The 24880-nt window shown below is 44.4% G+C and carries 23 protein-coding genes; 3 read left to right on the top strand and 20 right to left on the bottom strand.

The genetic code is table 11. From position 1 onward, the window contains the following. Window positions 1-47: 47 nt before the first annotated feature. The 11 genes from C4S39_RS11235 to C4S39_RS11185 form a co-directional block, all read right to left on the bottom strand. Window positions 48-2657: a putative bifunctional diguanylate cyclase/phosphodiesterase gene (locus C4S39_RS11235; RefSeq protein ID WP_258039415.1), complete on the bottom strand. Its 2610-nt coding sequence runs from the start codon at window positions 2655-2657 to the stop codon at window positions 48-50. A gap of 267 nt (window positions 2658-2924) precedes the next feature. Then, window positions 2925-4418, bottom strand: a complete 1494-nt coding sequence (locus C4S39_RS11230) for an FMN-binding glutamate synthase family protein (protein ID WP_103967087.1) — start codon at window positions 4416-4418, stop codon at window positions 2925-2927. Window positions 4419-4609: 191 nt separating this feature from the next. Continuing rightward, on the bottom strand, window positions 4610-5545 hold the full coding sequence (locus tag C4S39_RS11225) for a CysB family HTH-type transcriptional regulator (protein ID WP_103967086.1): 936 nt from the start codon (window positions 5543-5545) through the stop codon (window positions 4610-4612). A gap of 214 nt (window positions 5546-5759) precedes the next feature. Next, window positions 5760-6620, bottom strand: coding sequence for a hypothetical protein (locus C4S39_RS11220; RefSeq protein WP_103967085.1), 861 nt, complete (start codon window positions 6618-6620; stop codon window positions 5760-5762). Window positions 6621-6686: 66 nt separating this feature from the next. Continuing rightward, window positions 6687-7787, bottom strand: coding sequence for a sulfate/molybdate ABC transporter ATP-binding protein (locus C4S39_RS11215; RefSeq protein WP_103967084.1), 1101 nt, complete (start codon window positions 7785-7787; stop codon window positions 6687-6689). Then, window positions 7784-8665 carry a sulfate ABC transporter permease subunit CysW gene (gene cysW / locus C4S39_RS11210; RefSeq protein ID WP_103967083.1) on the bottom strand — a complete coding sequence of 294 codons (882 nt, stop codon included), beginning with the start codon at window positions 8663-8665 and terminating at the stop codon, window positions 7784-7786. The genes C4S39_RS11215 and cysW overlap by 4 nt, the downstream gene beginning before the upstream one ends. Window positions 8666-8673: 8 nt before the next feature. Continuing rightward, the gene (gene cysT / locus C4S39_RS11205; protein WP_103967082.1) at window positions 8674-9507 is read right to left on the bottom strand and encodes a sulfate ABC transporter permease subunit CysT; all 834 of its coding nucleotides are present in this window, start codon (window positions 9505-9507) and stop codon (window positions 8674-8676) included. 69 nt (window positions 9508-9576) lie between these two features. Continuing rightward, window positions 9577-10383 carry an EAL domain-containing protein gene (locus tag C4S39_RS11200; RefSeq protein WP_103967081.1) on the bottom strand — a complete coding sequence of 269 codons (807 nt, stop codon included), beginning with the start codon at window positions 10381-10383 and terminating at the stop codon, window positions 9577-9579. Between the two features lie 180 nt (window positions 10384-10563). After that, entirely contained in the window at window positions 10564-11562 is a 999-nt protein-coding gene (locus C4S39_RS11195) for a sulfate ABC transporter substrate-binding protein (protein WP_103967080.1), read from the bottom strand. Window positions 11563-11593: 31 nt separating this feature from the next. Then, a complete protein-coding gene (locus C4S39_RS11190) occupies window positions 11594-13303 on the bottom strand; it encodes an alginate export family protein (RefSeq protein ID WP_103967079.1) in 1710 nt (569 codons plus the stop codon). Between the two features lie 125 nt (window positions 13304-13428). Next, window positions 13429-13626, bottom strand: coding sequence for a YezD family protein (locus C4S39_RS11185; protein ID WP_103967111.1), 198 nt, complete (start codon window positions 13624-13626; stop codon window positions 13429-13431). Between the two features lie 186 nt (window positions 13627-13812). On the opposite strand from C4S39_RS11185, the gene nadC reads away from it, so the two are divergent. Further along, entirely contained in the window at window positions 13813-14667 is an 855-nt protein-coding gene (gene nadC, locus C4S39_RS11180) for a carboxylating nicotinate-nucleotide diphosphorylase (RefSeq protein ID WP_103967078.1), read from the top strand. A 63-nt stretch (window positions 14668-14730) separates the two neighbouring features. Here nadC and cysG read toward each other — a convergent pair whose 3' ends face one another. The 3 genes from cysG to glmM form a co-directional block, all read right to left on the bottom strand. Beyond that, entirely contained in the window at window positions 14731-16128 is a 1398-nt protein-coding gene (gene cysG, locus C4S39_RS11175; RefSeq protein ID WP_103967077.1) for a siroheme synthase CysG, read from the bottom strand. Window positions 16129-16289: 161 nt separating this feature from the next. Next, a complete protein-coding gene (locus tag C4S39_RS11170) occupies window positions 16290-17288 on the bottom strand; it encodes a PstS family phosphate ABC transporter substrate-binding protein (protein WP_103967076.1) in 999 nt (332 codons plus the stop codon). Window positions 17289-17487: 199 nt separating this feature from the next. After that, window positions 17488-18849, bottom strand: coding sequence for a phosphoglucosamine mutase (gene glmM / locus C4S39_RS11165; RefSeq protein ID WP_103967075.1), 1362 nt, complete (start codon window positions 18847-18849; stop codon window positions 17488-17490). Window positions 18850-19837: 988 nt separating this feature from the next. Here glmM and C4S39_RS11160 point away from each other — a divergent pair. Further along, window positions 19838-20062 (top strand): hypothetical protein, encoded by a 225-nt coding sequence (locus C4S39_RS11160; protein WP_103967074.1) that lies wholly within the window; start codon window positions 19838-19840, stop codon window positions 20060-20062. A gap of 544 nt (window positions 20063-20606) precedes the next feature. Further along, window positions 20607-21944 (top strand): hypothetical protein, encoded by a 1338-nt coding sequence (locus C4S39_RS11155; protein ID WP_103967073.1) that lies wholly within the window; start codon window positions 20607-20609, stop codon window positions 21942-21944. A 188-nt stretch (window positions 21945-22132) separates the two neighbouring features. Here C4S39_RS11155 and C4S39_RS11150 read toward each other — a convergent pair whose 3' ends face one another. From C4S39_RS11150 to C4S39_RS11125, 6 genes are all read right to left on the bottom strand, one after another. Further along, window positions 22133-22741 carry an IS3 family transposase gene (locus tag C4S39_RS11150; RefSeq protein ID WP_103967072.1) on the bottom strand — a complete coding sequence of 203 codons (609 nt, stop codon included), beginning with the start codon at window positions 22739-22741 and terminating at the stop codon, window positions 22133-22135. Continuing rightward, entirely contained in the window at window positions 22738-22971 is a 234-nt protein-coding gene (locus C4S39_RS11145; protein WP_103967071.1) for a hypothetical protein, read from the bottom strand. Before C4S39_RS11145 ends, C4S39_RS11150 begins: the two co-directional genes overlap by 4 nt. A gap of 17 nt (window positions 22972-22988) precedes the next feature. Beyond that, window positions 22989-23270 (bottom strand): helix-turn-helix domain-containing protein, encoded by a 282-nt coding sequence (locus C4S39_RS11140; RefSeq protein WP_103967070.1) that lies wholly within the window; start codon window positions 23268-23270, stop codon window positions 22989-22991. A 264-nt stretch (window positions 23271-23534) separates the two neighbouring features. Next, window positions 23535-23891 carry a transposase gene (locus C4S39_RS16060; protein WP_374953031.1) on the bottom strand — a complete coding sequence of 119 codons (357 nt, stop codon included), beginning with the start codon at window positions 23889-23891 and terminating at the stop codon, window positions 23535-23537. Then, a complete protein-coding gene (locus tag C4S39_RS11130) occupies window positions 23825-24475 on the bottom strand; it encodes a transposase (protein ID WP_103967068.1) in 651 nt (216 codons plus the stop codon). Before C4S39_RS11130 ends, C4S39_RS16060 begins: the two co-directional genes overlap by 67 nt. After that, window positions 24390-24608 (bottom strand): hypothetical protein, encoded by a 219-nt coding sequence (locus C4S39_RS11125; RefSeq protein WP_103967067.1) that lies wholly within the window; start codon window positions 24606-24608, stop codon window positions 24390-24392. The genes C4S39_RS11130 and C4S39_RS11125 overlap by 86 nt, the downstream gene beginning before the upstream one ends. Between the last annotated feature and the right edge of the window lie 272 nt (window positions 24609-24880).

The following is a 24880-nucleotide window of genomic DNA, read 5'->3' as shown; positions in this document are numbered from 1 at the left end:
TTATTAAATGCCTACGTGGGGGAGAGGTGGGAATTTTCAAGAGTAGATTATTTTGCCGAGCCGATAGCGCGAATCTTGTTCGATTGAGTTACCGAATTCATTAGCATCAGCTCAATTTCAGAAACAGTAACCGGTTTGCTGAAGTAATAGCCTTGATAGTGATTGCATTTTTGCGTTACCAGAAAATTTAATTGCTCTTCTATTTCTATGCCTTCCGCAATGACTTCCATTTCCAGGCTGTGCGCCATTGCAATTATTGCGGCTACAATGGTGCGGTCATTTTTGTCGGTTACGAGGTCACGCACGAAGGAGCGATCTATCTTAAGGGTGTGAATGGGGAATTGCTTTAGATAACTGAGGCTCGAGTAGCCTGTTCCGAAATCATCAATCGAGATGTGTAAACCCATTGCATCGAGGCGATTAAGCGTTTCCACCACTTTTTCGATATTGTCGATCAGCATGCTTTCGGTTATTTCCAAAGCGATATGTTTGGCTTTAACGCCAGTTTCACTCAATATGCGTGAGATATTCTTGATCAAGTCCTTGTCGCGAAATTGCCGCGCAGATAGGTTAATGGCGACCCTGGGCACATAGAAACCTTGATCTTGCCAAGCTTTTATTTGCATGCAGACCGTTCTTATAACCCATTCACCGATGGGAATAATCAACCCTGTCTCTTCTGCCAGGTTAATGAACTTATCGGGAGTAATCAGTTTCTGCTCAGGGTGCTGCCAGCGCAATAGTGCTTCCACGCCATATAAATTATGACTGGGCATATCCATGACAGGCTGATAATACAAGAGCAATTCATTCCGATCCAATGCATAACGTAAATCAAGGCTGAGAATATGCCTTTCGTATGCGGATTTATTCAGTTCATCGGTGAAGAATTGATAATTATTGCGTCCGTTTTTCTTGGCATGGTACATGGCAACATCGCTGTTTTTAAGCAGTGCTTCCGCATTAACACCATCATCAGGAAACACCGCGATCCCGATGCTGCCGTCTATATGTAGCTCATTATTATGAATATGAAAAGGTTGCGCGAGTGAATCCAGAATTTTTTGCGCCACTTTTGCGGCATCGAGTGATTCGGCGATAGAATTGAGCACCACAATGAACTCATCGCCTCCCTGACGGGCAACCGTATCTTCGTTGCGAACACAAGATTTTAGTCTATCCGCCACGGCTTTTAACAGCGAATCACCAATTTCATGGCCGAGTGAATCATTGATGGTTTTAAAATGATCCAGATCAATAAACAGTACGGCCATTTGTCGTTGCAGGCGCGTATCATGAACCAATACTTGCTCGATACGATCACGCAGTAAGTATCGATTGGGTAAGCCTGTTAATGCATCGTGCGTGGCCATTTCAATAATGCGTTTCTCCGCTTCTTTTCCCTCATACCATCGACCCAGGTCGTGCGCAATGGTATCAATAAGATTTTGCTGATAGATTAATGTCGATGGGAAGTTACGAATATAAGCCACTTGTAGCAAACCGCATTGTTGTCTATTGGAAATAATGGCTGAACTTATACAATTGGATAAGTTTTCTTGATACTTGGGAGTGAAGTATCGTTTATCTTCAAGCTTAATCACGGCGACAGCCATTTCTTGAAATTCAAAAACGGGTAGCAAAGATTTTAAAATATTTTTGCACGTATCTTCGATGCTCTGATCCAGCGCCAGATAGCTTCTGATTTTCTGTAAGCAGATATTCTCTTTTAAGCGCTCATTCAGATAAGATTCTTTCTGGTTAATTAATTTCTGGATCAGTGGTAGTGTAAACCAGCTTATAATTGCAATGCCAAAGAAAAGGATCAAGACCAGATAGAATATGATTGCTTTGATCTGATCGGTTGAATAATTATTTAACTCATCCTTGTTTATTTTAAGAACCGCTCCAAGATCATAAGCTACAGGGGAATGTGCGGCAACAACCTGGATTTGCCGATAATCCTTGGTAAATTTAACTCCAGTCTGGCCTTCTAATGCAAAATGCACCGGAAGTGGTTGATTGTTCATGGTGCGCTGCATACGCTTCAGTTGATTATCGTCAAAGTTACGCAGAAAGCAATCCATCTCAAGGTTATCGCCTTTGACGGGTGCGCAAAGCTGGAAATCGCTGGTATTGCCGATGAGAGCCGCCTCTGTAAAAATCCTTGTGAGATTGGGCATGTGTTCTTCTGTGATGACACGGCCAATAGGTTTACCGTATTCATTTACAAGCCGGATTGAATTTCGGATGATGAAGTCATTATTCCAAAATAAGATTGTGTTGATATTCGGCCCAGTATTCAACTCAATAGCAAGTTGCCTGTATTTGGAGAGGTTACCTGCACTTAAAATCAGATTGTCATCCGTACCATAAATCTCAACACCTGAAAAATAAGTAGACAGTATTTTTTCTATTGATTGCGCAATTTCTTCAATACCTTCCTTCTGCGAGCGATCCGAATAAAACTTTTCCAGGCTTTGCGCGAGAAAGGTGCGCGTTGATATTGCTTGGGTATTCGTTACGGAATGCGTGATCTGTTTTTGAATATGTTTGACCGTGTTTTCCAGTGCAACTTCGAGACTTGAGGTAGCGATTGCTTCGATCTGTCTCTGCATCACGCTATATACCGAGAGACTTGTGAACAGAATAAGCATAATCAGAGTCAGGCTGCTGATTAATATTATCTTTCTGTTATATTGATTGATCACGGAACGAAGCATTATTTGTCTTTGGCTATATGCAATTAAGATATTTCTAGTTCATGCATTATCGACAATGGAATACTTTGTTGAAATATATATCTAAGAGGTTTTTCTCCCTCAATTCTTAGGATGATGCAACATTATGGATTTTCCCATTTGTCGCTGGAATTCGAGAAAATGATGGAAATACTTGCCAACACGAAGTGACCCTTGGATTGATTAATCCAAATTTATTTTTCTGGGCGCCTCTGGATAGGGGTAAAGAATGTTTAAAGCCACGCTTTTCCCGGCGGTCTCAACAATACGTGCATGCTCGCGCTTAAACTGCCGGGCGTGGTGTAGGCCACATGAATGGGCGATCATGCTGATTTCTTTATTGACATTCCTGGCATAATTCGCAACCCGCAGATATTTTTCTTCCACCACCAGTCCATTCTGCAAACGCTCATCATGCGTTGTGATGCCGGTAGGGCATGTATTGAGATGGCAGCGCATTGCCTGAATGCAACCTAATGAAAACATGAAACCGCGTGCAGTATTGACAAAATCTGCGCCAGCACAGAGTGCCCACGCACCCTCCGCAGAAGTTACCAATTTTCCCGCGGCCACAACATAAATTCGATTTTTCAAGCCGGATTGCAACAAGGCATCCACTACGCGCGGCAAGGCTTCCGAGATTGGCAGGCTGACGTGATCCATCAGTGTTTGAGGAGATGCGCCGCTTCCGCCCTCGCCACCGTCAATGGTAAGAAAATCCGGCGCGTATTCCAATCCGCGCCGGTTGATGTGGTCGCATACTTCATTGATGAAATTCCATCCGCCAATGGCTGTTTTAATGCCGACGGGCCGCCCCGTCAGTTCGCGGATAAAATGGATTTTGTCGAGCAGCTCATCAATATTGTTAATATCTTTATGGCGATTCGGACTGATCGAGTTCTGATTTTCCGGAATGCCACGGATTGCGGCAATCTCGCTATGTACTTTGTTAGCCGGTAGCAATCCGCCTTTACCGGGTTTGGCGCCCTGGGATAGCTTGATCTCAAAAGCTTTGACCACCTTACTCAATTCTTTTGCGCGTTGCGGTGAGAAATTGCCATGTTCATCCCGAATGCCATACTTGGCGGTGCCGATTTGCATGATCAAATCACAACCACCTTCGAGGTGATAGGGAGATAATCCACCTTCGCCTGTATTCAACCAGCAATTAGCTTGTGCGGCACCAAGAGATAATGCGCGTACTGCAGGCTTGGAGATAGCGCCGTAGCTCATCCCGCTAATATTGATAATTGATTTGGCTTCAAACGGGTGTTCGCAGTATCCTTTACCAATCTGCAGCGAAGGGGTTGGTAATTGATCTTCTTCCTGAATTGGGAAGGCGGCATTGACAAAAATAACCGAGCCCGGTTGACGCAAATCATTAGTGGAACCGAAACCCACCAGGCTACCCTTGTTTTTGGCGTTTTTGTAAATCCAACCACGCGTTGCGCGATTAAACGGCATCTCATCACGATCATTGGTAAAAAAATACTGTCGAAAGTATTTGCCTTGCCGTTCGAAAATATACCGCAATCGGCCGATAACAGGATAATTGCGCAGTACAGAATGTTTTTTCTGCGTGATATCCTGAATAAACCAGGTGACGACAATAACGATGAAGGCAACACCCAGCATCGCAGCAATACTGTAACTAAATAGATCGATTACACCGGACATACAAATCCCCTTATCCTGTATCGCAGGAGCCTGAAAATCTGCCGAACTTAAAATTGATTGATTGTATCAATTAAAACAGCAGCTCATTACAATTGTTTACTATCTGATAGGCAGATCGTAAAAACTTATCCCGGGAGGATGTATTTCAGTAATGTTCTGCAAGTTACTGTGCCGCAGAGCATGTGAATATTTTATTCCACATCAATAAGCGGATTGACGTCGGAGCGAATTACCGACTCATTTAAAGTAGGCATGCATAACTCAATAAACCGGTAAGCATAACCCCGCAGAAAATGATTACGCCGAACTGAAATAAAGGTTGTATTTTTTTCGAACAGGTATTCGCTATCCAGTTTGATGAGTGTTGTATCCCGTTCGGGTGAAAAAGCGACGGAAGCAATGATTCCAATACCTAATCCCAACCTTACATAAGTTTTGATTACATCCGCATCCAGCGCAGACATGGCAATATCCGGAATCAGCCCCGCTTTGGCGAAAACTTGATCGATTCGAAACCGGCCTGTCATTCCATGGTGATAAGTAATGATCGGAAACTCTGCAATGGCTTCGAGTGTAAGGGGATGGATAGACTGCAGGGGGTGTCCCACAGGAACGATAACCGCATGTTGCCAGGTATAATAGGGAAAAGACACCAGATCAACCGCGCCTTCCAGCGCTTCAGTCGCAATACCGATATCAGCCTCGCCATCGATCAGCATGGATAAAATTTCATCCGGTCGGGATTCATGCAGTACCAGTTGAACTTTTGGAAATATCTTTTTAAACTCTGCCACTACAGGCGGTAGCGTGTACTGCGCTTGCGTATGCGTTGTCGCCAGGGTCAACTGTCCTTGATCATGATTACTAAACTGCTCGGCTAAGCGTTTGATATTTTTTGTGTCAAATAAAATGCGCTCGACAATTTTGACTAACTCTTTTCCGGGTTCGGTCAAGCCGATAAATCGTTTACCCTTACGAATGAATAATTCAATATTCAGCTCGTCCTCCAGATCCTTGATATGCTTGCTGACGCCGGATTGCGATGTGAATAAGGCATTGGCAACCTCGGTCAAATTATAATTCCGCTTTACGGTTTCATTGATAATGCGCAATTGCTGAAAATTCATTGCCTTTCCTCAGTTATCTAATACTGCATTTGCTTATTCGAATCCATTGTCGCATTGATTATAGGACACTTCTAAAAATCCATATTTCGCCACGATACATTGTTGTTCTCAAAAAATATTTCCTTTCAAATCAATAACATGCTGCGTCAACATTTTTTGTTTTCGCCTCATCTTATTTAACAATCTGAATTTTAGAGGCGCCCTATAGACTTCATCATAAGCATCTTAGATGATCAGTAATCAGTTTGTCGTAATGGTCACCTTGTACCAGGTCAAATTTCACAGAAGCAGCAATATCAGCCTGTTTCTCATTTTTAACCTGTTGTAGAATGGTTTTTCCTCCATGCGGGTTTTGTAGTTCTGTCAATGGGTTAAGAGTTTCTGACCAAATCACGCCTGAATTCTGGTCTGTTTCTGTATTAGGCGCGTTAACGCGCAAATAATCGGCTGATAATTTTGTGATTATTTCCCGAATCCCGTCAGCAGCGTATAGCGAGCCGATATTTAGCGCGATCTTATAGCTGCGCCGACGATAATTGTTTAACCCATCCAGCAATTGAGTATGATGTAAAGCATAAAAACTATTGATTGCCATTGAAATGACCACATTCTGAGTTGCCAATCCGCATTTGATTATACTTTCCTCAAAGTATGCGCCATGACCCTGTTGAACACCCAGGATATGCCTTGGATCAACATCCAGAAAAAGCATGCCACCATTTTGAGAGTAGTTGAGATAGTTCAACATATGCACCGTACGGCACAGACGATCCAGATTGATAATGGATTGAAAGTCTACGGGTTGCGCAATAACTTTGGTGAGCAGGTTTCCGGCTTCTACAAGCTGTTCGCTGGGTTGATTGTGAGTATACGGTGTGACCGATATCTGCGCGATATGGCCGACAAGTTTTTCGTTATCGTGTGTCTGCCGAACAGATTCGAAAACGCTGCTGATCTGAATGGGTCCAAAAATACCGCTTACAAGACCGTTTTCTATAATGAATGGCCGGATATTGGAATGGTGTTCGGCTTCAAAGCGATCGTTAAAATAATCCACCAGTGGTTGTAAATACATACTTATTTCCCTCTTTTAATCTTTTACGGGTTTAATTCCTCGTTTCCTTGCCGCGATTGCAGTATCTCAGGTTGCTTGCACTGTATTATTTGCGCCATTTTTCTGGCTTGGAAACAAATCAAGGCGACGTGGTTTGATAAATACTTCATCGCCTTTTGTCAGCTGTAATTCCCGAAAGCGCTCCTTGCTGATTTCGACCTGGATCGGGGTTTTGTCTTCATCATTGTTTCGTACCAACTCCAACCGGACAATCGGGCCCACGGAAAGAACGTGAATCACACGTGCCGCCATTGCCGCTTCACCTTTATGAGCACGTTCCACCTCGATCTCGTGCGGACGTACGTAGGCAATTGCGGCAAGCTCGTTAGCATCTGCATGTTCTGGCGCATCGACTGCAATATCGCCAATCCAGGCGCGTCCATGATGCAGCCGGCTGTGGAATAGATTCACATTTCCAAGAAATTCATAGACAAATGGACTGGATGGCTGCTCATATACTTCATCCGGAGTACCGATTTGTTCGATTTTGCCTTCATTCATGACAACCACCCGATCAGCAACTTCAAGCGCTTCTTCCTGATCATGCGTGACGAATACGCTGGTAATGTGCATATCGTCATGCAAGCGCCTGAGCCACGAGCGCAGCTCCTTGCGTACTTTGGCATCCAGTGCGCCAAAAGGCTCATCAAGCAATAATACTTTGGGTTCTACAGCAAGCGCGCGTGCCAAGGCGATACGCTGACGCTGACCGCCCGAGAGTTGGTGCGGGTAGCGATCTGCCAACCAATCCAGCTGCACCAGATGTAATAATTTCATTACACGATCACGGATTTCTTCTTGGGCAGGGCGGAATTTCTTCGGACGTACGTTTAAACCAAAAGCCACATTCTCAAATATCGTCATGTTACGAAATAGCGCATAGTGCTGAAATACAAACCCCACCTGACGTTCGCGTACGTGCTGGTCGGTTGCGTCTTCGCCATGAAATAGCACTTGGCCGCTATCAGCCGTTTCAAGCCCTGCAATTACGCGCAGTAGCGTAGTTTTTCCGGAGCCTGACGGTCCCAGTAGTGCCAATAATTCGCCGGAGTGTACTTGCAGGCTGACATTATGCAGCGCAGTAAACGTACCGAACTGTTTGGAAAGACTAATAACTTCAATACTCATTCATCACCTCGTTGTGTCTGATGTTGTTTATTGCGAAATTCAATTAGCGTTTTTAGCGCCAGTGTGACCAAAGCCAGCAAAGCTAACAAAGAAGCTACTGCAAATGCAGCGGCAAAGTTGTATTCGTTGTAGAGAATCTCGACATGCAACGGCATGGTATTGGTACTGCCGCGAATATGTCCTGAAACAACCGATACTGCGCCAAATTCACCCATTGCCCGCGCATTACAAAGAATGGCGCCATACAATAATCCCCATTTGATATTGGGTAGGGTAATTTTGCAGAAGGTTTGCCAGCCGCTTGCACCCAACACCACGGCAGCTTCTTCTTCTTCGGTTCCTTGCGCCTGCATTAATGGAATCAATTCCCGCGCGATAAACGGTACCGTAACAAAGACCGTCGCCAATACGATGCCTGGAACAGCAAAAATAATTTTGATGTCATGTTCTGCCAGCCAAGGTCCCAACCAGCCTTGCAGTCCGAACACAAGCACATAAATGAGTCCGGAAACCACCGGAGAGACAGAAAAAGGCAAATCGATCAATGTGATCAACAGGTTTTTGCCGCGAAACTCGAATTTGGCGATTGCCCAGGCAGCAGCGATACCGAACACCAAATTCAGTGGTACTGCTATCGCTGCCACGGTTAGGGTCAGTTTAATCGCGGAAACCGCATCAGGATCGGTGATTGCCGCCAGATAAACATCTACCCCTTTCTTGAAAGCCTCATAAAAAACCGAAATCAATGGAACGAAAAGGAATAATGTTAAGAATGCCAGCGCCAATCCAATCAAGAAACGGCGTACCCAGGAAGGCTCTTGCGTAGCGCGTTGCTGGAAAGTTTTACCGGATAAAGGAAATGTAATGGTAGTCGTCATAATTGTTCTCAGGCCCGTGCACTGCGGCGCCGGCTCCACCACTGCAGCAGATTAATAATCAATAACAGAATGAAAGAAATTACCAACATCACGACTGACAATGCTGTGGCGCCCGCATAATCGTATTGTTCCAGCTTGGTGACAATCAGTAGTGGCGTAATTTCAGAAACCATCGGCATGTTTCCGGCAATAAAAATAACCGATCCGTATTCACCGATTGCACGCGCGAAGGCAAGTGCAAAACCGGTCATCAAGGCGGGAAATAGGATAGGAAAAATCACATGTGCGAAGGTTTGCCAGCGATTGGCGCCCAACGTAGCTGCTGCTTCTTCCAGTTCGGCCTCAAGATCTTCGAGCACCGGTTGTACGGTACGCACGACAAACGGCAATCCAATAAACGTCAGTGCTACAAAAATTCCTAACGGTGTGAAAGCCACTTTGATTCCCAATGGCTCAAGATACTGACCGATCCAGCCATTACCGGAATACAACGCGGTTAGAGCAATTCCGGCCACGGCGGTTGGCAGCGCGAAGGGAAGATCGACTAAAGCATCGACTATTTTTTTACCGGGAAAATGATAACGTACCAATACCCACGCCACTAATAAACCAAAAAATGCATTGACGAGAGCAGCCGCAAACGACACACCGAAAGTCAGTCGATAGGAAGCCACCACGCGCGGCGTTGTGACGATGGTCCAGAACTCGGGCAAGGTTAGTTCGGCTGTACGGATGAACGCAGCTGAAAGCGGTATCAAAACGATTAAACTCAAATACAACAGCGTAAATCCGAGTGCCAGATTGAAACCCGGCAGAATGCTGTGTTGTTTGAAATTGTTCAAATCGGACTCCTTTGTAGGTTATGCAATTTGTAAGGGTTAAATGTTTCTGTGTGCTGCATTAGGCGCATGTCAAAGATCGCGGATGTTGATTGCTTGCTCCGGTTGACCGAGGAAATTTCCCTGCAAATAATCTGCATTGGCTTTGAAAGCAGTTGAAAATTGAATCGATGTTTCGATTCCTCGCACCAATAAACTGGCACCTGCACTATGAATTGCATCTATCAGTGATGTGATGTCTTCGTGCTGAATCAAATCATTTGCAGTAATGCGCACGATATTGGGATACAGGCTCCCTAGCTTTATCATCCAGTCACTGCAGCCAATGCTGTAATTGGCCGCAATTAGATAACCGCGGGAGCGATAGTTGGCGATAACATGCTGGAGTAATTTCCAGTTGCGATTAACCGTGACAGGAATCTCGATCACTACCCGGGAAGTTCTTACGCCGATCAGATCAAGAAAGCTTTCAAATGCCTGTCCGTGGTCGTCTTTGACGCTCTCGAGTAAACGCGGATGAACTTCGACAAACAAGTTGTCCGATTGGTGAGGATGATTAAAATAATAATTCGATGCATGAATTGCGCGGCATAAACGATCCAATTCAACCAATTGCTCATCTTTCGAGGCTAATGAAAATATCTGCCAGGGCCAGAGCGCAATTTCTCCATCCGCTTTCGCACGGATATAAGCTGCATGGCCCATCGTTTGGCCTCGGGAAACGCTAAAAATGGGTTGAAAAATACTGATCAGCTCGTGCTGAAAAAAACGTCCGCTGATCCAACCTTTTTCATCCCGTTGAAGATAATAATCGGTGGCCGACTGGATAAGCTCAAACTCATCTTTGATGGAATGAGGGTGTTTTGCCGATGCATTCATGGAATTTTTTCTCTACAAATTTATGTTGCCAATAATGAACAGTAACTCGGTGACTCCTCGAGCGACTGAATCATTAATGAAATCTCTGCTATTGATCTTCGCCATCACAGCAGCAGTTTTCATCGGCTTGATGCGCAGTTTGTTATTTATGTAGCGCACCGTGGCGCGCTACATTTGTTATTACTTCAAGTAAATCTGATCAAAATGTGCGCCATCGGCGAAATGAATTTTGTGTGCATTCTTCCAGCCGCCAAAGGCATCATCGATATTGAACAATTCAATTTTTGGAAACTTCTGAGCATATCTTTCCGCTATCTTGGCGCTAGTAGGCCGGTAGAAATGTTTGGCGGCAATTTCTTGTCCTTCTTCCGAATAGAGAAACTGCAGATAGGCTTCGGCAATCTGACGTGTGCCTCGCTTGTCGACGACTTTATCAACGACTGCAACCGGTGGTTCCGCCACAATACTCAAAGAAGGAATAACAGTTTCAAATTTCTCTGAGCCATATTCCTTGAGTGCCAGGAATGCTTCGTTTTCCCATGTAATCAGAACATCACCGACACCTCGTTCTACAAATGTTGTCGTTGATCCCCGCGCACCGGAGTCCAGCACCGGTACATTTTTATAAATATTGCCGACAAAATCTTTGGCTTTATCTTCGCCGTAGCGTTGTTTACCGTATTCCCATGCCGCCAGGTAATTCCACTGCGCGCCGCCGGAAGTTTTCGGATTCGGAGTAATGACGGCAACGCCGGAACGTGCAAGATCATCCCAATCTTTAATGCCTTTGGGATTGCCTTTACGCACCAGGAAAATGATTGTTGAGGTATAGGGGGTGCTATTCAGGGATAAACGCTGTTGCCAATTTTCCGGCAATAATTTGGCAATTTCTGCGATGGCGTTGATATCGTTGGCCAGGGCCAATGTCACGACATCGGCTTCTAGCCCATCAATGACAGAACGCGCCTGCTTGCCGGAGCCGCCGTGAGATTGCCGGATGACTACTTTCTCGTGGTTTTTTGCTTGCCAATACTTGGCAAAAGCTGCATTGAATTCCTGGTACAGCTCACGCGTCGGATCATAAGAAACATTTAAGAGTGTTTTTTCCGCCAGCACGCTGCCGCTGATGATGAGACTTGTTGCCAGAATACTTGTTGCTAGCCATGATGTAATCTTCATGATTTTTCCTCCAGTAGAAATTTAAAAGGGTTTATAAGAGACTGATGAGTACTTCAAAGTACAAGAAATCCGTATTTCCTGAGCGATGATCCACGCAAGGATGGGAGTGGCCATCAGAGCAAGATGGGCTTGCTGCAATGCGGTTCCTTACGAATTCACCCGCAGTAAAATGGGTATATCCAAGTATGGTGTTGATTCTCGGGGTAGGTTGGTAGCGTATGCGTCCTTCAAATGCATGGCCGCCGAAATCACCACTTTGTCCGGTGCGGTCACGATTGAACCCAGGATCTTTGACGGTATTACTGATATTGCCATCGAGAATATCGAACATGCGATCGGTTTTACTGGCCAGCCAATACGCACCATAACCAAGCTCAAACCCGAGCTTCTGGGTTGGAGTTAATTCAAACCTGATTTTCGGAGCCTTGAGATTCTCGTAAATCACATAGTGATCTGCTGACCAAGGCCGTGCAAATCCAAAGAAGCGATCAAAACGGTTGTCGACATTATCAGTAGGATCTTTGTCACCGCTGGCATACCCGTAAAACAAACCAACACGAGGTCTCCAAATATGCTCAAATGTTCGTCCTACTTCGATGGTATATCCATTAGCATCCACGCGACTGGGGCCGGAAAACCCCAGCTGGTGGTTGTAGCTGACATCGAAATCAACAATATTGCCTGCCTTTCCATAAACACGGAACCCTGGCATATGGATTTCCCGATCCAGCCGATTGGTGGCTGTAAAACCATTCGGATCAGCCGTTTGCTTCTGACCCATGTAGTACGTCTGGATGGTGGCGATGTCTGACCACTTGCGCCAAGTGCCGATCCCGCCAAAAAACCACAGATTATTATTAGCCTCATCAAATTTGGTTTGTAAGCGTCTAACCGGTTGCATGCCAAACAGATCAAGTTCCCAGTCATTGGCTTCACGCCCCAGATTCAGGCGGAAACCTTCAAAAGTATTTGTGGTATTACGCCATTCATTACGCGCGATAAAACGCCGATCGGTAGTCTCGTAAGCCATGCGGCCAACCCGGAATCGAATAGGACGATCATTACCCCGGTCATCGGCACCGAGTGCTTTTTTGAAATTTAATTCGCCATAAGCATTGAGCAGATCGAACTCGTTTCTCTCCTGATCGGTAATGGCATGCTTATTGTTATAGACTCTCGAATCTTGAAACTCAACTGCAAACCGGAAAGGGTCCAAAATATTCTTTATTCCAATCCATGCCCGGTTACGTAAAAAGAACGGATTATCTTCTCCCCCTTCAATTCGACGTATGTCATTATTGCGCCACTCATAGCGTGTGCGATGTTCCAAACCGACGTCCAGCCAGGTAATATCTTTAAAAGCCGGAATGCCGATATCGCTTAATTGCCGCACATACCGCGGCGGATCGGAATCCGGATTGGTGGCATAGCTATTAGAGCGCTGATGATAGCTGGTTGATTGCGCAGCGGCCGGTGTTGTTGGCGGAGATTTCGCTTGTGGCTCGATCGTTGGCAAAGTTTTTTCAACTTCGGATGCTTTTCCGGCTGGCTTGGATTGATCCGGTGTGTTATTTCCCAACGGCCTGCCCATGTCCACCGCAATTTGTTGCGCCAACTGAACGATAGTTTGCTGCATGGTTTCAAAGTTTATGGAAGGTTTATTATCCGAGGTCGCATATGCCGGATGGATAATCAAGGTGCTAAAAAACGCAGCCTGTAGAAAAAAATAAAATAATTTCAAGGTATTCTCCTGAGCGCACCTTCCGGAACTCCGGCTAGGTCATTGATTCTTCTTTACGTTCTCACCTCCATGTGCGTGGTCGGTGTTATTTTTATTTGTCCGAATTTAACTTGCTAATTGCCTAGTCATGGCTCTAACGTTTTCCGGTTAGGTTTGCTTTGATTTAAGCGAATTTTCTTACGGCATTCTATTTGCACAACTCTGCCATCGTGTATCACAACCTCAACTGATCCATATTCGATACTGGTTACGGCACTCAGAATCTCTTCGATAACATCCGTGTTAAGTTGATTACTCTTATGTGTTGTTGTTAGCTGTGTCATTGCTGAAATAATCATTGTTGTGAGAGCCGTGAATTTACTAGCCTTACTTTATTCTTGGAACTAATAAAAATTCATTTACTTATCATTTTTTTGCATATGGCAGTATTGGCGGCGCTGAAGGTATGCATGTCATAGAGGGGTCAATATGATATTTTTCATTCCTGATTAACAACTAGGGAAAAGAAATTGCAAGATTTACATAATGAAATTTACGCGAATGTGCAATGCGCATTGAAAGAAGATATAGGTACCGGTGACTTGACAGCATCACTGATTCCTCGCGAAAGTGTATTGAGTGCTGCAGTAATCGGTAGGGAAAATGCGGTATTGTGTGGAGTGCAGTGGTTTGATGCTTGTTTCCTGGCATTATCGCCTGAAACAGTCATCACATGGTTTGCCAATGATGGAGATCTTGTTCAATCTGAACAAAAGCTTTGTGAGATTCAGGGAAGATCCCGAGATTTACTGACTGCAGAACGTTCCGCGCTGAATTTTCTGCAAATGTTATCCGCTGTAGCGACACAAACAAAACGTTTTGTTGATGCCATTGCGGGTACTGAGGCTGTCATTGTGGATACGCGTAAAACGCTTCCCGGATTGCGGTTGGCGCAAAAATATGCTGTGGCATGCGGCGGCGGCGTTAATCATCGCTTGGGTCTGTATGATGGGATTCTAATTAAGGAAAATCATATCATTGCGGCAGGCAGTATCCGGCACGCCTTAAACAGAGCATTGGCGATAGCCCCTCCGGGAACTGTTATTCAAATTGAAGTGGAATCACTGCCGGAATTACAAGAGGCTCTGGTGGCCGGAGCTGCCATGATATTGTTGGATAATTTTACGCTGAAGCAGTTATCGGAAGCGGTTACTCTGATCCAGCAGCAATCTGAAAAGCGGGTAATTCTGGAAGCATCCGGTAACATAACACTGGATAATGTGCGTCAGGTGGCCGAAACCGGTATTGACAGAATTTCAATCGGTAGCTTAACCAAGAATATTCAGGCGATTGACTTGTCGATGAGATTCAAGGCATCGAAGTAATATACTAATAAATCAGCGCTATTTTATAATTTAACTATTTGATTAAATAATAATAAAATTGATTTAAGAATTCTCGGGTGTGGATTCAAACCATGCAAGATTTCTGTGTAGTGTGACAACTTCTCCGACAATGATCAGCGTAGGAGGGGACAAATGAGCTGCTGCGGCCAAGTCAGGTAGCGTTTGTAAGGTTCCGATTACGATTTTTTGTTGTTGCGTCGTGCCTTGTTGAATGATTGCTGCAGGTGTGGAGCCCGGCAAGCCGTGGGCGATAAGTTGCCGGGATAATACGGGCAATCCAAGCAATCCCATATAAATCACGATGGTCTGGTTGGAGCAGGCGAGGCGCGGCCAATCGAGATCAATCGTATTATTTTTTAGATGACCGGTTACAAAAATGCATGATTGCGCGTAATCACGGTGTGTCAGCGGGATTCCTGCATAGGCTGAAACACCCGATGCAGCCGTAATGCCTGGCACAACTTGAAAGGGGATATGGTTTAAAGCCAAAGTTTCAATTTCTTCACCACCTCGGCCAAAAATAAAAGGATCTCCGCCTTTTAGCCGCAACACTCGTTTACCTTCCTGCGCCAATCGTACCAGCAGTTGATTGATCGACTCCTGTTTCAGTGTATGGCGGTTACGTTCCTTGCCAGCATAAATGCGTGCAGCGTCACGACGCACCATATCAAGAATTTCGGTTGAAACCAGGCGGTCATAAACGACTACATCAGCCTGCTGCATCAGACGCATGGCACGGAAAGTGAGTAAATCAGGATTGCCCGGCCCGGCGCCGACCAAATAAACCTCACCTTGCTGCGGTTCATTCTTTTCCTGTTGCAGCGATTGCAGAAAATAATCCTGAGCAGTCTCATCTTTACCGGTCAATATCATTTCAGTAAATGGGCCTTGCAGGATTTTTTCCCAGAAAATACGCCGTTTCTCCGGGTGAGTGAAATGTTGTTTTACGCGCTGGCGAAATTTCCCTGCAATAGTGGCGATGCGTGCGTAAGCGGCAGGTATCATGATTTCCAGTTGCGCACGCAGCAATCGCGCCAGGACCGGAGATTGTCCACCGCTGGAGACTGCGATTAGGAGTGGGGAGCGATCCACGATGGATGGCATGATGAAAGTACATAATGCTGGACTATCAACGACATTAACCGGAATCTGTCTCTGTTGCGCTGCTGCGGAAATTTGCTGATTGATGGCATGATCATTTGTTGCAGCGATTACGAGTGCAATGTTGTGCAGATGTTCGGGTTGAAAGCACTCAGCCCGATGGGTGATAGTGCCGTGAGCGGCGTACTCATCTAAAACGCTATCCAGTTTGGGTGCTACCACCGATACTTGCGCACCGGCCTGGAGTAACAGCATAACCTTGCGGGTAGCAACTTGACCGCCACCTACAATCAGACAAGCTTTGTTTTTAATATCTAAAAAGATTGGCAGGTAATCCATTACTAGCGCAGTTTATCCCATTTATAAATGGTAAAGGAAGTGCTGATCAATTCTAAGCCAGATAAAAAGGCTTATGCTTTGAACAGCACTTCCTTGCGTGTATTCATTACAAGCAAGTACCCCTGAATATAGAATACCTATACCTTATGGCGAATAGGGGGTCATAAACTGGATTCCAGTTTAAGGATGTCTTCCAGTTTTATGTTGATTCCGGTGCCTTTGAATACAGTACCTACCTTTTTCTTGTTTAAGTGTTCGAGATTGAGATCATATACCGCTTTGGAGAGCGGGAAATACTTCACTTCTGTCACCAGTTCCGTTGCATTTTGCATATAGAAATTAATGAATTCATTTACTTCCGGTTTTTCTGTGGACTTGGCATTAATGTAAATGAATATCGGGCGCGATAATGGTTTATAACTGTTGTTTTCTACGGTTGCTGCAGAGGGAAGCACGCCGCCATTTCCACTATCAATTGCAACAGCATTAATTTTTTTACTATTTTCGATGTAATAGGCAAAACCGAAAAACCCTAATGCATAGAGATCACTTGCAACGCCTTGCACCAAAACGTTATCGTCTTCTGATGCCGTAAAATCGCCACGGCTTGATTTGGCTTTGCCAACAATAGCTTCAGTAAAGTACTCAAAGGTACCAGAATCCGCTCCTGGACCATAAAGTTTGATTTTTTTGTCCGGCCACGCCGGGTTTATTTGATTCCAGTTGGTGATTTTGCCTTGTGCGGAAGGTTCCCAGATTTTCTGCAATTCTTCGACCGTGATGGTTTTGCTCCACGTGTTTTTGGGGTTAACAACCACAGTTAGGGCGTCAAAAGCGATGGGCATTTCAATAAATTGCACACCTTCTTTTTTACAAGCGTCCATTTCCAATTCGGTAATGGGGCGGGATGCATTCACGATATCGATTTCATTCCGGCAGAATTTCTTGAATCCGCCGCCTGTTCCAGAGATGCCGACAGTGACTCGAATTGCGCCGCGTTTGGCTATTTGAAAATCTTCTGCAACGGCCTCAGTAATGGGAAAAACAGTGCTTGAGCCATCAATTTTCACGATCGGCGCGGCGCTGGCGAGGCCTGCATAGAAGAGCGCACTTAGGAAAGCTGCTGCAATGGGTACCCTGAAGTTCAAAGAATTCAACATGTTTATACGTGCTCCAAATGAATAAAGTAGAGGATGAGCGTCTTGAAAAAACTACGCGCCATACTATTTCAGAATTGTTACAGGATTATGACAATTCTTATGTTTTGTTCCCAGATCTGATTTTTTCCAGATTCTGGTTTATGGATACAGATTGTATGGATGCGGGATATTAATGGTGTAGTTCGCGAGCAATTATCGTTTATTCTGCGCTGGCAATTTGAACAGCCTGAGCGATACGTTCAGTCCAGTAGTTAACTTTCTGTTTTGATTTACCTTCAACCATCACCCGAATGAGAGGCTCCGTTCCTGATGCTCGAATAAGAACACGCCCGCTATCATTCAAGTCAGTTTCGGCTTCTTCCTGTACTGTTTTGACAATTTTATTAGATCTAAAATCAAATGACTTGGGAATCTTTATATTAATCAATCGCTGCGGGTATAGTACAAGGCCACGCGTGAATTGAGCCAAAGTTTTTTGGGTGTCACGTAACGCGTACAGTACCTGCAAAGCAGAGATAATGCCATCACCGGTCGTATGCCTGTCTTTACAAACGATATGCCCGGAATTCTCGCCCCCGAGATACCATTTTTTTTCTTGCAGTAATTCGAGTACATGCCGGTCACCTACATTAGCTCTAAGAAATGGAATATTCATTTCTTTAAAACGGTTTTCTATTGCAAGGTTAGTCATTAGCGTACCTACGACACCACCTTCAAGAACTCTTCTCTGTTTACGATGTTTGGCTATAATATAGAGTAATTGATCGCCATCGTAGAGTCTGCCTTGTTTATCCACCATCATAATGCGGTCACCATCGCCATCCAATGCAATACCTATGTCGGCATGATGATGTATAACGGTCTTTTGTAGTGTTGAGCAATGAGTAGCTCCACATTCAAGATTGATATTTAAGCCATTGGGTTGCGCACCAATGGTAATAACATCGGCACCTAGTTCGTGCATAACATGACCAGCAATATGGTAAGTAGCGCCATTGGCACAATCAACGACCATCTTTAACCCACGTAGATCAAGATGATAAGGAAAAGAACTTTTACAAAACTCGATATAACGGCCTGTTGCATCTTTAAGACGCTGCACTTTGCCTAGCTTTTCTGAAGGCATGGTTTCAATTGTTGCATCTATTAAAGATTCAATACTATGCTCCATGCTATCAGGTAGTTTGCACCCATCAGCAGAAAAAAACTTAACGCCATTATCTTCGAATAGGTTGTGTGAAGCGGAGATAACAATACCAGCCTGCAATCGCAGGGCGCGAATAAGATAAGCAATAGCGGGGGTCGGCATGGGGCCGGATAGGAGTACATCCACACCTGCGGCACACAAGCCTGCTTGAAGTGAAGATTCGAGCAAATAACCAGATACTCGAGTATCTTTACCAATAAGCACTGTTGGACGTTTTCCTTCCACAAGATGCCAATCAGCAGCAGCCAGAACTTTACCAGCAGAGTAGCCCAGATGCATGATGAATTCAGGAGTAATAGGTTCCTTTCCCACTCGGCCACGTATGCCATCTGTTCCAAAATATTTCTTAGTCATTTTATGAAAATATTATAATGAATCGCCCCTGCTTTTCCGGAGACTTTTTAACTTGAGTCAAGCCGCATCATCTGACTCCCCCAGTTGGCAATAATATGCCATTTCAAATCCTTCCTGTGGAATATTTTCGATCGGCTCACGTGTTCACACTATGGTGGTTAATTCCTTGGTTTCTAGTCGAGCCACAGCGCCTGTTCCAGCGCGTCAAGCACCAGATCCGTATGCAGCGTCGACTAAACCGCCAACCGACAACCGACAATATACCGTGTGAAAACATTCGTAATAAAAGTTGCCTAAGCAAATCCCGTCCCGCTGTATATCGCGATCAAGCTCTGCATCTCATTTTATGCTTCAGGCAATCGGTCAGGATCTCGCTCGCGTGCTTTGTGCTCATAATAGCAATAGCTTGACGAGGTAGTCTGAATTTGTCTGCAGATTGGTGTGCTTCCGTATTGCTTTTTTTGTTGATCAACAAACATCCTTATTTTTTTGGCAGTGATCGAGCTCCGCCTGGGCAAAATGAGCTGATGCCTTCCGCAATATATCCAAAATTAAGATTAAGAACGATAGGGTGGCGTGGGAAATAATCACGCATATTGTTGACATAGAAGTTTTTCTAAGCTACCATCCCTTCCCATTCCAATAAGTGGGAAATATTCACACAAAAACAAGCTTGGTGGTTCATTGAGAAAATGCCACATAGATACTCTGGTGAATTTGGACAGTTGATATTCACTTTTGGAAGCATGAAATCTTATCGAGAGGTTCTATATCTTCATTACAAAAATTAATTTATTATTTTTTAGGGAGAAATGTTTATAAAAAATATGATGTTAGTGACGCCAATGTTAGCGCCACTAATTACAGTGGCACCATCAGTATTTGCGGTTGATTTTGGTGACGGTAATTCAAAGAATCCAGAATTGTAGCGTTTGAGATGGGATTGTTTACTACCTAGGCACAAGATAAATTTGCAGGTAATTTACCCATGCCTGGCATACAAGATGACCCTAAGTCATTAATAGAACAAAAATATTATTTTGGTATAAATGACCCTCTTGTGGGGGATTATCGTACCCAAGAAGCTTTTAATCCCAATGTAATGTCAATTTATAATGCCTGGAATCGATATTCCATAAAAGCACGCGGCGCCATTGCGCGTGGTCAGACTTCTCTATATTTGAGACAGCTCGTCAACATATTGAATATCTAAGTATTAGCATATCTATCAAATTCATTAAGTCTGCATCGCTTCAATCCGTTAAATTACTGGATTCACGTGAAAACGGTTTCCCAATTGCCCACCTACAATCAAGTTTGATAAAGCTGCCTGGTTTTCTCGTCACCCATTAAGTTAAACGGGTGCAAATGCTTCGAGTATCTTCACTTAGAGTATTCATCTTAATACTACGGCAACACCATAAATTCCCGAATATTAGAGTATTAGATGAGAATCACATCGAGAGTCTAGGTGGGTATGCAAATTGCTTAAAACCATTGGAACAATTTATTCGAGCATTGAGATTAAGTTGAATATTAATGGCTCTGCATCTGGAACGCTCTGGCAGGGCTGACATAAATAATGGGGAATTACATCGTTTATCAAGAGTTCCTCAGAAGACCGCATAGCTTAAGCTAAATCCTGAAGCAATTAAAACCTGATCGAATAGATTGTTAAAAGAGGCGTCGAGACTAATTGGATCTGACGTAATTTACTGAAAAAACATCAAATGTAGTAAAACTTTATAGGAGAAAGAATGAAAACTAATAGGCAACTAATAATAATTTATATTGCTATTGCGGCGATAGTCTTACCGTTCAGTTCAGAATCAGCCTCAGTTAGCAAAATGAAGATTCTGACGGCTCCACAATCAGTAGAATTAGAAAAATGTTCTAATGTGGTTAACCTTCAGTCTCAGGATAGGTATGGGATTGCGGCCAATGTGGAACTCGATACGAAAATCTATTTTGATCAAGGCAGCTATGAGCTTAAAATTTTTAAAGACTTCAACTGCTTGACAGAGGTTTCGACTCTGCAAATGCTTGCTGGAACGAATAACGTCTCATTCTTCTTCAAAGGTACGTCGCGAGGTTCAAAAACACTGTATGTATCAACAATGAATTATCAGGATAGTAGTCAAGTTCAACAAATTCTTGCTGCAGGTTCTGAGCCGCTACCTGATCCTACTCTATCTCCGAGTCCGGCACCAAATGTAGAACTGGCTCCACAATACGGTCGTGTCGTACCCGTACCTATCTATGGCGTAACTTTTGACAATGTAGCTAATTACAAAGCTAAAGTAAGCGCACTGCAGAAATTTCCTCACATGCCAACAGCTCGTGTGGTGTTGGATCCAGGAACAATACCTACAGATTATTCTATGGCTATTAACGCCATGAAAACCTCAGCTTATATCATGGCAGAACTACAAGACTCAGCGGATATGAAATCACAAACGATTGAATCCTTTAAGTCTCGGGCGCAGACTTTCTTTAAAGGTTTGAAAGATTCTGTAGATATTTGGGAAGTAGGTAATGAAATCAATGGAGACTGGCTCGGTACCAATGTAGAAAATAAACTCCGTGCAGGTTTTCAAGTCCTTGATGATGCTGGCGCTACCACAGCCATTACTTTTTTTTACTTCGGTGAACAAGGACAGAAGAATAACTGTATCCCTGCTACGCAGTACGAGATGTTTACTTGGATCAAAAGCCTTCACCAACTTGATCTGTCTGTTGAAAAGCGGGATCCGCAAAATGAAAAAATGCGATTGAATGTGGACTATATTTTTGTGAGCTGGTATCCCCAACAATGTAATAATATCAAGCCTGATTGGGCAACTGTCTTTGCAAAACTTGCTGCAATTTATCCGAACGCAAAAATTGGTTTCGGGGAAATCGGTACAGCGAATCCACAGTATGGTTCAAGCTATGAGCTAAACCTAATCCAGGAATTTTACCCCATAGCATCGCGTGTTAAGATGCCTGCTAGATATGTCGGTGGTTACTTTTGGTGGTATTTCGCCCAAGAGATGAATACCGCCAGCATTGTGAACGCGTTGCATAGCGCCATCCTCACAGGGCCACAACCTTAAAATCTTCAAGAATCATTGTAACGCTAGCTAAACAAGACCTTGAGCTGAATATGGTACTCAATCGATTTAGCTCAAGTTGTAATAAACTCTCCAAGAAGCTTTCTGAATGAAATCTAGGAATAGGTTTGAAGTGGTCACCTGTATCTGTACAACCTGAGAGTAGAATTAAGCTCTGTATTGTTAGTTAATCAAGCCCAGGCAGGCTGATGAATTGCTTGATATTGATAATAGACCTCATTGGGAGTTTGGTTATCAAGACCTTGATGAAAACGTTCCTGATTGTACCAGTCAAACCACTGAGTCAAACTTTTCCTTACCTCCTTTAAGTCACTGAATGCCTTAGTGTATAAGAGTTCATACTTTACTGTACGCCATAGCCGTTCAACAAAAATATTATCATGATAACAACCTGTTCCGTCCATGCTGATCTGAATATCGTGATTCTTCAAAACAGCCACCCATGCTTCGCTGGTGAACTGAGCACCCTGATCGGTATTGAATAGCTGCGGATACCCGTGGTCTTGAATGGCAGCCTCCAGCGCCTGAACGCAGAAACCGGTATCCATCGTATTGGACAAGCGCCAGCTCAGTACTTTACGGGAATGCCAGTCCATGATGACAACCAAATAACCAAAGCCTTTCTCCATCGGCACATAGGTAATATCAGCGGCCCAGACTTGATTGGACTGGTTTATTATCTTACCTTTAAGCAGGTAAGGATATATTTTGTGTTGTTTGGCTGGAATACTGGTTCTGGGTTTTGGTGCAGTGCTGATAATGCCCAGAATCTTCATCATGGAAGCTGCTTTCTTGCGACCACAATCAGTATTCCCTGGCGCAAAAACCACGTGGCGTAGCTGCGGGTACCATATTGTGGTGTTTTTAGGTATTGCTCGTCCATCTTTCGCAGCAAAACCAGTTCAACATCACTTGCTGGTTGAGGTTGATAATAATAAGTCGAGCGTGCCAAACCCAGTAGGCGGCATTGGCGAACATGACTCAGTTTATCGTGGCGCTCGATCATCATCTTGCGTTCCGCCGCGCTTAATAATCGAGCTTTCTGGCTAAAAAATCGCGTTCTACCGTCAGTTGTCCTATGACACGATGTAAATCGTCTGTGGTTTGTCCGTTCTCTTTGCTAGCACTGCTGTTTCTGGAAAACAACTCGGCCACTTGTTCAATGAGTTGCCGTCTCCAGCTATTGATCTGTGTGGGATGTATCCCATAACGTGCTGCCAGTTGGGCAATGGTTTCGTCTCCCCGTATCGCAGCCAGCGCTACTTTAGCCTTGAATTCACTGGAATATTGCGTGGGTTTCTTGCTCATAATTATGATCCTCTATAGTGTCCATAACAGAGCTTAACAACCTGTCCAGTTTTGTGGCACCACTTCACATTTCAAGATTTTGTGATACCACAAGGTATTCTTTTGTTGGGTAAAATGTAATGAGACCTTTGCAAAATCACGCGATTTTTTATTTTGATGTAATTCCGGGCATATCTTTATATGACTCGGTGTGATTTTTAGCCATTTTTCTACAAATTTCTACAAATGAGTCAGGAATGATCACTCTAAATCGGATATTCCCGATCAAGAGGACGCAATATCCCTATGTTTGCGTGATATTCTGCGATCGGCGAAGAGTTTGGGCAGTCTTTTCAAGTTATACGCCATTGCCAGGAGCAGATGCCAGGCATGCGCTTTGACCAGACCACGGTAACGCAGGATTTTGGCATTGAACCAACGTGCCTGGCTGCCGAAGGTGCGCTCTATCACATACCGGACTTTCGCGATCAGGCTATTGCGCTGCAACTGCCGGCGCGTCAACGGGTTGTTCTTCGCGGCTTTATCCTGAATGCCGTTTTTAATGCCGCGTGATTTCAGCGCAGCGCGATGTTTCCGGCTGCTATACGCCTTGTCGGCGTGAACACGGGCTCCCGGCTGGATATTGGCTTTGTCGAGTAAATCCAGCAGCGGCTTGCTGTCATGGCAATTGGCCGCCTAGTTTCAACCGCCAGTACCAAACCATTGTCATCGACTACCGTTTGTTGCTTATAGCCAAATACCGGTTTGCCGCCTTTTCTAACCCAGCGTGCCTCAGAATCCACACCGGGCTGAGTCACTTCAATGACTTGCATCGCTGTCCGGGCATCCGCTTCATCGTCCCGTTCTTCCCGATCGCTCACCACTTCATAAGCAGGCCTGGTTTTAGGTTTACGCGGACTCTGTGTAATGCTCGCATCAACATGGTTGCCTTTCCTGACCATGATGTCGTGCATTTGTATTTGCTCATTCATCTGCGTTAACAATCCATCCCAAGCGCACGCTGCCGTCAGCCGGGTTCGGAAGCGCGACAGCACGGAATGATCCGGCACATCGTCTTCTATTGACAGTCCCAGAAATCGCATCACGTGCAGATTCGAGTTCGCCATGTCTTCCACCGATTCATCGCTTAAACCGCCGTTCCAGATTCCTGCCAACAGCATCTTGAACAGCAGCAAACCCGGAATACGCCGGACGGCCCGTTGCATCCAATACCGGTGCGTAATGGACTGTGATCGCTTTCTCTATCGAATTCCAGTCTATCAATTGATCAATCTGCTTCAAGAAATTCCCTTTCCGCGTGCGGCGGGTTACATCATATTCCGAAAAACTCATGGTCATCGCTTCAATCCATTGTTTCAAAATATAATTATATCATCTGATCCATTGCTCCAGGGTTGTAACCGCGCAAAGGTCTAGTAATAAGTAATTGCTTAATTTTTATTAAGATGTTACTTAGTCATCCCTGAAAAAAGTACCCAACAATTGTTGTTGAGAAATTGAATCTGATATTTCCATTCAATGTGGAGAATAACTTTGGTTGGTTGGATTTTCATCGAAAGATTGGGAAATTTTGCAGCTTTCTCCATGGAAAAGACAACCAAAAAATGGCC

The organism is Nitrosomonas ureae, assembly GCF_900108305.1.
Classification (GTDB): Bacteria; Pseudomonadota; Gammaproteobacteria; order Burkholderiales; family Nitrosomonadaceae; genus Nitrosomonas; species Nitrosomonas ureae_B.
The sequence above is the reverse complement of the archived record's forward strand: the minus strand, read 5'-3'. Positions and strand labels throughout refer to the sequence as shown.

Excerpts from the sequence above, each read along its gene's own strand:
- C4S39_RS11235 (WP_258039415.1), bottom strand. The coding sequence starts at position 2,657 with ATGCTTATTCTGTTCACAAGTCTCTCGGTATATAGCGTGATGCAGAGA.
- C4S39_RS11230 (WP_103967087.1), bottom strand. The coding sequence starts at position 4,418 with ATGTCCGGTGTAATCGATCTATTTAGTTACAGTATTGCTGCGATGCTG.
- C4S39_RS11225 (WP_103967086.1), bottom strand. The coding sequence starts at position 5,545 with ATGAATTTTCAGCAATTGCGCATTATCAATGAAACCGTAAAGCGGAAT.
- C4S39_RS11220 (WP_103967085.1), bottom strand. The coding sequence starts at position 6,620 with ATGTATTTACAACCACTGGTGGATTATTTTAACGATCGCTTTGAAGCC.
- C4S39_RS11215 (WP_103967084.1), bottom strand. The coding sequence starts at position 7,787 with ATGAGTATTGAAGTTATTAGTCTTTCCAAACAGTTCGGTACGTTTACT.
- cysW (WP_103967083.1), bottom strand. The coding sequence starts at position 8,665 with ATGACGACTACCATTACATTTCCTTTATCCGGTAAAACTTTCCAGCAA.
- C4S39_RS11200 (WP_103967081.1), bottom strand. The coding sequence starts at position 10,383 with ATGAATGCATCGGCAAAACACCCTCATTCCATCAAAGATGAGTTTGAG.
- C4S39_RS11195 (WP_103967080.1), bottom strand. The coding sequence starts at position 11,562 with ATGAAGATTACATCATGGCTAGCAACAAGTATTCTGGCAACAAGTCTC.
- C4S39_RS11185 (WP_103967111.1), bottom strand. The coding sequence starts at position 13,626 with ATGACACAGCTAACAACAACACATAAGAGTAATCAACTTAACACGGAT.
- cysG (WP_103967077.1), bottom strand. The coding sequence starts at position 16,128 with ATGGATTACCTGCCAATCTTTTTAGATATTAAAAACAAAGCTTGTCTG.
- C4S39_RS11170 (WP_103967076.1), bottom strand. The coding sequence starts at position 17,288 with ATGTTGAATTCTTTGAACTTCAGGGTACCCATTGCAGCAGCTTTCCTA.
- glmM (WP_103967075.1), bottom strand. The coding sequence starts at position 18,849 with ATGACTAAGAAATATTTTGGAACAGATGGCATACGTGGCCGAGTGGGA.
- C4S39_RS11160 (WP_103967074.1), top strand. The coding sequence starts at position 19,838 with ATGCCTGGCATACAAGATGACCCTAAGTCATTAATAGAACAAAAATAT.
- C4S39_RS11155 (WP_103967073.1), top strand. The coding sequence starts at position 20,607 with ATGAAAACTAATAGGCAACTAATAATAATTTATATTGCTATTGCGGCG.
- C4S39_RS11150 (WP_103967072.1), bottom strand. The coding sequence starts at position 22,741 with ATGATGAAGATTCTGGGCATTATCAGCACTGCACCAAAACCCAGAACC.
- C4S39_RS11145 (WP_103967071.1), bottom strand. The coding sequence starts at position 22,971 with ATGATGATCGAGCGCCACGATAAACTGAGTCATGTTCGCCAATGCCGC.
- C4S39_RS11140 (WP_103967070.1), bottom strand. The coding sequence starts at position 23,270 with ATGAGCAAGAAACCCACGCAATATTCCAGTGAATTCAAGGCTAAAGTA.
- C4S39_RS11130 (WP_103967068.1), bottom strand. The coding sequence starts at position 24,475 with ATGCAACGGGCCGTCCGGCGTATTCCGGGTTTGCTGCTGTTCAAGATG.
- C4S39_RS11125 (WP_103967067.1), bottom strand. The coding sequence starts at position 24,608 with ATGACCATGAGTTTTTCGGAATATGATGTAACCCGCCGCACGCGGAAA.